This window comes from Paraburkholderia sp. SIMBA_053, from assembly GCF_046534895.1.
Lineage (GTDB): Bacteria > Pseudomonadota > Gammaproteobacteria > Burkholderiales > Burkholderiaceae > Paraburkholderia > Paraburkholderia caledonica.
Genome location: NZ_JAWRXU010001946.1, coordinates 1 through 229 on the forward strand (window position 1 = coordinate 1; position 229 = coordinate 229).

Consider the following 229-nt stretch of genomic DNA (forward strand, 5'->3'; position numbering starts at 1 on the left):
GATCTGTCGAAGCTCACGAAAGCGGACGCCTCGTTGAAATCGATCGTGACGTCGCCCCCTCTTTTTAACGACGCCGACGCGAACGGCTCGGGCCTCTCAGCGGTTTAACGATGACAACAATGAAGTTCGATACCGTCGTACTCGGCGCCGGCATTGTCGGCGTGTGCGTGGCCGTGCATTTGCAAAAACGCGGCCGACAGGTTGCGCTGGTCGACCGCAAGCCGCCAGG

At 60.3% G+C, this 229-nt stretch carries 1 protein-coding gene; it reads left to right on the forward strand.

What is annotated here, in order from left to right; genetic code table 11:
* Positions 1 to 119 precede the first annotated feature (119 nt).
* The coding region (locus SB753_RS42340; protein ID WP_410805866.1) for an FAD-dependent oxidoreductase at positions 120 to 229 on the forward strand (110 nt) is incomplete at its 3' end.